Annotated in this window: 2 protein-coding genes; both read right to left on the reverse strand. The window is 34.9% G+C overall.

Annotated elements, in window-relative coordinates:
* Positions 1-276, reverse strand: a 276-nt coding sequence (locus JEP40_RS19000) for a DUF3304 domain-containing protein (protein WP_198624814.1), incomplete at its 3' end; no start/stop codon positions are given.
* Positions 277-325: 49 nt separating this feature from the next.
* Positions 326-582: PAAR domain-containing protein (locus JEP40_RS19005; protein WP_198624815.1), on the reverse strand; the 257-nt coding region annotated here is incomplete at its 5' end.

A 582-nucleotide genomic window follows, 5' to 3' on the forward strand; every position in this document is an offset into this window, starting at 1 on the left:
TATTTTGCTTTTATCGAGTTTTTCCCACTTTATGTGAGCGATTAAATTAGGACGCCATTTTTCGGGGATCATCACACAACAGACCGTACCGCCAATACTGCCATACCCTTCATTAATCGAAAAACCGGTAATACTGTATTGAGTGTGGTTATAGCCTTGAAGACCTGCTCCCAATATGGCGTTTTCCGGTTTCGCGCCCCAAGAGCCCGCATTGGCACAACCGGAAAGTAATAGAGAAGAGGCGAGAACTAATAATATTATTTTTAATTTAATCATTTTATCTACTTTATTTTTATAAAATAAGAATGACATATGAATAATTAATTTATGATTTGATACTTATATTAGAAAGTGAACTTACTAAAGTACAACCACAAGCACAATGATGCCCTTCTAATGCAACTGCTCTTTTATTTATTATTGAATTTCTTGCCCCTTCAATAATTTTATTTTCACCATGCTTATTACAAATAACCTTATCACCAACGCAAGCAACAGGTTTTCCATACGCTAAATAACTCCCTGTGATCACTTGTCCACCACAAGGATTTAAAGTATCTCCAACTCTAATTATTTTTTTCA

Source organism: Proteus vulgaris, assembly GCF_016239305.1.
In the GTDB taxonomy this organism is placed as follows: domain Bacteria; phylum Pseudomonadota; class Gammaproteobacteria; order Enterobacterales; family Enterobacteriaceae; genus Proteus; species Proteus vulgaris_C.